The sequence below is a fragment of the Pseudoalteromonas sp. TB25 genome (assembly GCF_000497995.1).
In the GTDB taxonomy this organism is placed as follows: domain Bacteria; phylum Pseudomonadota; class Gammaproteobacteria; order Enterobacterales; family Alteromonadaceae; genus Pseudoalteromonas; species Pseudoalteromonas distincta.
The window spans coordinates 1-4419 of sequence record NZ_AUTI01000263.1; the positions used below are offsets into that span (position 1 = coordinate 1).

General features: G+C 40.4%; 5 protein-coding genes. 1 reads left to right on the forward strand and 4 read right to left on the reverse strand.

Features of this window, described 5'->3' with window-relative positions:
- Positions 1 to 173: 173 nt before the first annotated feature.
- Genes L652_RS0108435 through rph form a run of 3 tightly spaced genes read right to left on the reverse strand, consistent with a single transcriptional unit; the run spans position 174 to position 1987 of the window.
- The gene (locus L652_RS0108435) at positions 174 to 554 is read right to left on the reverse strand and encodes a diacylglycerol kinase (protein ID WP_002958892.1); all 381 of its coding nucleotides are present in this window, start codon (positions 552 to 554) and stop codon (positions 174 to 176) included.
- A 56-nt stretch (positions 555 to 610) separates the two neighbouring features.
- A complete protein-coding gene (gene pyrE / locus L652_RS0108440; protein ID WP_002958891.1) occupies positions 611 to 1255 on the reverse strand; it encodes an orotate phosphoribosyltransferase in 645 nt (214 codons plus the stop codon).
- An 18-nt stretch (positions 1256 to 1273) separates the two neighbouring features.
- On the reverse strand, positions 1274 to 1987 hold the full coding sequence (gene rph, locus L652_RS0108445) for a ribonuclease PH (protein WP_024597200.1): 714 nt from the start codon (positions 1985 to 1987) through the stop codon (positions 1274 to 1276).
- Between the two features lie 179 nt (positions 1988 to 2166).
- Between rph and L652_RS0108450 the strand changes: the two genes are divergently transcribed.
- Positions 2167 to 3027 (forward strand): YicC/YloC family endoribonuclease, encoded by an 861-nt coding sequence (locus tag L652_RS0108450; RefSeq protein WP_002958889.1) that lies wholly within the window; start codon positions 2167 to 2169, stop codon positions 3025 to 3027.
- Between the two features lie 207 nt (positions 3028 to 3234).
- Here the strand turns inward: L652_RS0108450 and tuf are convergent, their stop codons facing one another.
- On the reverse strand, positions 3235 to 4419 hold the full coding sequence (tuf, locus tag L652_RS0108455) for an elongation factor Tu (protein ID WP_024596766.1): 1185 nt from the start codon (positions 4417 to 4419) through the stop codon (positions 3235 to 3237).

The following is a 4419-nucleotide window of genomic DNA, read 5'->3' on the forward strand; positions in this document are numbered from 1 at the left end:
CAGTGGGGTCGCATTATAGGGAGATCCGAAAACAGATCAACCCTTTTTTGAAGAAAACTTGAAATAATGTGCTGTTCGCTGAGAATTTGAGCTAAACACGTTAAAAATACAACATAACCATCAAATTATTAACAACTAACGGGGTTCAAACCTATTTTATATTAGAAGTAGAGTTAAACGATCTTCATATAGAGGCTTACACCCCAGATGATCAATACGATCGTTAATGAAAGTGTTACGGCTGCAGATCCCATATCTTTGGCCCTACCTGACAATACATGTAACTCTGTACTTACTCGATCTGTTAATGCTTCAATGGCGGAGTTTAGTAATTCAACTATTAATATAATAAGCAGTGAGCTAATTAGTATTGCCCAGTGTAATAGTGATGAAGCAAGCCAAAATGAAATAGGAAATAATATAAGGCTTAATAGTAGCTCTTGCCTAAATGCTGCTTCTTCTTTAAATGCTGCTTTAAAGCCAAGGTAAGAGCAATAGGTTGCTTTGAAAACACGCTTGAGGCCTAAGCCATTCGGTTTTAATACATCTTTCATTAATAAACTCTATGAATGAAGGTCAAAATAAAGCCCCGCACTGCGAGGCTTTTTATTTATGCTACGCCGTATTGATCACGGTAAGCTTTAACTGAGGCTAAATGCTCATCCATTGTGCCTTGGCTTTCAAGGTAACTGATAAGATCAGCTAATTTTACAATTGAAATCACTTTGGTATTAAAGTCACGCTCAACTTCTTGAATAGCTGATAATTCAGCTTTACCCTTTTCTTGGCGATCTAACGCAATTAAAACACCACTAAGGTCAGCACCATTTTGTGCAATGATTTCCATCGACTCACGAATCGCAGTACCTGCAGTAATTACATCGTCAACTAGCATAATTTTGCCATTGAGTTCTGAGCCTACTAATGTGCCGCCTTCACCGTGTGCTTTTTTCTCTTTACGATTAAAACAGTAAGGTACATCTTTATCATGATGATCCGCTAAGGCAACCGCTGTTGTTGTCGCTATTGGAATACCTTTGTACGCAGGACCAAATAATACATCGTACTCTATAGCAGAATCTTCGAGTGCCGATGCATAAAAGCGACCTAAACGCGCTAAGTCTCGACCAGTATTAAACAAACCAGCATTAAAAAAGTAAGGACTTGTGCGTCCAGACTTTAATGTAAACTCACCAAATTTTAACACCTGCTTCTCTAGAGCAAATTCTATAAACTCTTTTTGATAATCTTTCATATCTTGTGGCCTACCTATTTATGCTAATGCTTGCTTTTGTACGTCAATAATTTCGCGAATAGAATGTTTAGCTAAAGTAAGTAACTCATCTAGCTCATCAAACGAGAAAGGTTCGCCTTCAGCTGTACCTTGAATTTCAATAATTTTACCTGTTTCGGTTAAAATTACGTTCATATCAGTCTCTGCTGCTGAATCTTCAATGTATTCTAAATCACTAATTGCTTGGCCTTTGTAAATACCAACTGAAATAGCTGCAATCATATGTTTAAGTGGGTTTGAATTAATCATACCTTTTGCACGCATATGCGTTAGTGCATCAACAAGTGCAACACATGCACCACTTATAGAAGCAGTACGTGTACCGCCATCAGCTTGAATAACGTCACAGTCAATGGTGATTGTGTTCTCGCCAAGTGCTTTTAAATCAACAGCCGCACGAAGTGCACGTGCAATTAAGCGTTGAATTTCCATAGTACGACCGCCCTGCTTACCACGTGCAGCTTCTCGAGTATTACGCGTATGCGTTGCTCGCGGTAACATACCGTATTCAGCATTGATCCAACCTTTACCCTGACCTTTCATGAAACGAGGAACGCCCGATTCAACAGTAGCTGTACAAAGTACTTTGGTGTTACCAAACTCAACAAGTACTGAGCCTTCAGCATGCAAAGTATAATTACGTGTAAATGTAACAGGTCTAATTTGGTTAGGTGTTCTTTCGCTTGGACGCATTGACGATCCCCTTAATTCAGAATTTGCGACATTATAAGTGTATGTGGGTATAGATACCATGTTGATTTAAATAAATAGCTGTATGCAAAATATTCAGTGTTTTAAATTTTCCCTAGAGCTTAAGCAGTGTTACGGTATAATCATCATAATATTGTATTTATAAATTTAGGAAAATATCCATGATCCACAGTATGACAGCTTATGCGCGTCGCGAAATAAAAGGCGATTGGGGTACTGGCACTTGGGAAGTTCGCTCAGTAAACCAGCGTTACCTTGAAACATTTATACGCGCACCAGAGCAATTTCGTGGCATGGAGCCAGTTATTCGTGAGCGTTTACGCAAACACTTACAACGCGGTAAAGTTGAGGTCTTTTTAAAGTTTGTGGCAAATCCTGCCCACGTTGGCGAGCTATCAATTAACCAAGCACTTGCTGAACAGCTAATAAATAGCGCTAAATGGGTTCAACAACAAAGTAATGGCGATATTAACCCTGTTGATATATTACGTTGGCCTGGCGTTATGGAAGCAGAAGAGCTTGATATGGATAGCGTTAATACAGCATTAATAGCTGGTCTTGATCAAGTAATCGAAGATTTTAAATCTGCACGTGGCGATGAAGGTGCAAACCTTGAAGAAATGATAGCAATACGCCTTGATGCAATTCTAGAGCAAGTAGAAATTGTAGAAACGCATATGCCTGAGATTGCTAAATGGCAGCGTGAAAAACTTGCTCAAAAGCTAGAAGACTTAACAGCAAACATTGACGAGTCACGCCTTGAACAAGAACTAATTTACCTTGCGCAAAAACAAGATGTGGCTGAAGAATTAGATCGCTTAAAGTCTCACGTTAAAGAAACTAAAAAAATCCTTAAAAAAGGAGGCGCATGTGGCCGCCGCTTAGATTTTATGATGCAAGAATTTAATCGTGAAGCTAACACGCTAGCGTCTAAGTCTATCAATAGTGACATCACTACTGCAGCCGTAGAGCTAAAAGTACTAATTGAGCAAATGAGAGAACAGATCCAAAATATTGAATAGTTTTCAGCTAAGTATGGCAGATTCATAACTTATCAAAACCCGAGCTTAGCTCGGGTTTTTAGTAATATCACTAATGATACTTTGAGTATTGTTACCAAGTATCTTCACCTAAGGTTAAAACGGCATCTTAAATCGTACTTTATTTTAGACATTAAAAAGCCCGAGACTAAGCTCGGGCTTTTTGGTAATAATTAGCTAGGCTAATAATTACGCTACGATAGTTGCTACAACACCAGCACCTACAGTACGACCACCTTCACGGATAGCAAAACGAAGACCTTCATCCATCGCGATTGGTGCGATTAGAGTTACTGTCATCTTGATGTTATCACCAGGCATTACCATTTCTACGCCTTCTGGTAACTGTACGTCACCAGTTACGTCAGTTGTACGGAAGTAGAACTGTGGACGGTAACCTTTGAAGAATGGAGTATGACGACCACCTTCATCTTTAGAAAGTACGTATACTTCTGAAGTGAATGTAGTATGTGGGTTGATTGAACCAGGCTTAGCTAGTACTTGACCACGTTCAACGTCTTCACGCTTAGTACCACGTAGAAGTGCGCCGATGTTTTCGCCAGCACGACCTTCGTCAAGAAGCTTACGGAACATTTCAACACCAGTACAAGTAGAACGAGTTGTATCATTGATACCAACAATTTCTACTTCGTCATTGATGCGGATGATACCAGCTTCAACACGACCAGTTACAACTGTACCACGACCCTGGATTGAGAAAACGTCTTCGATAGGCATGATGAATGGCTTATCGATGTCACGCTCTGGCTCTGGGATGTAAGAATCAAGTGCGTTTGCAAGCTCAACAATCTTATCTTCCCACTCTTTCTCGCCTTCTAACGCTTTAAGCGCAGAACCCGCGATTAGAGGTAAGTCATCACCTGGGAAATCGTATTCTGAAAGAAGTTCACGAACTTCCATTTCTACTAGTTCAAGTAGCTCTTCGTCATCAACCATGTCACATTTGTTCATGAACACGATGATGTAAGGAACACCAACTTGACGAGAAAGAAGGATGTGCTCACGCGTTTGTGGCATAGGGCCATCTGTCGCAGCAACTACTAAGATCGCGCCGTCCATTTGAGCAGCACCAGTGATCATGTTTTTAACATAATCGGCGTGACCAGGACAATCTACGTGTGCGTAGTGACGTGTAGGTGTATCGTATTCAACGTGAGACGTTGAAATAGTGATACCACGTTCGCGCTCTTCTGGAGCGTTATCGATTGATGCGAAATCTTTAGCAACACCGCCGTATACTTTTGCAAGTACGTTAGTGATTGCTGCAGTTAGTGTAGTTTTACCGTGGTCAACGTGGCCGATTGTACCAACGTTTACGTGCGGTTTTACGCGTTCAAACTTTTCTTTTGCCAT

Bases quoted from the DNA above. Each gene is read 5' to 3' on its own strand.
- L652_RS0108435 (WP_002958892.1), bottom strand. From the start codon at position 554: ATGAAAGATGTATTAAAACCGAATGGCTTAGGCCTCAAGCGTGTTTTC.
- pyrE (WP_002958891.1), bottom strand. From the start codon at position 1,255: ATGAAAGATTATCAAAAAGAGTTTATAGAATTTGCTCTAGAGAAGCAG.
- rph (WP_024597200.1), bottom strand. From the start codon at position 1,987: ATGCGTCCAAGCGAAAGAACACCTAACCAAATTAGACCTGTTACATTT.
- L652_RS0108450 (WP_002958889.1), top strand. From the start codon at position 2,167: ATGATCCACAGTATGACAGCTTATGCGCGTCGCGAAATAAAAGGCGAT.
- tuf (WP_024596766.1), bottom strand. From the start codon at position 4,419: ATGGCAAAAGAAAAGTTTGAACGCGTAAAACCGCACGTAAACGTTGGT.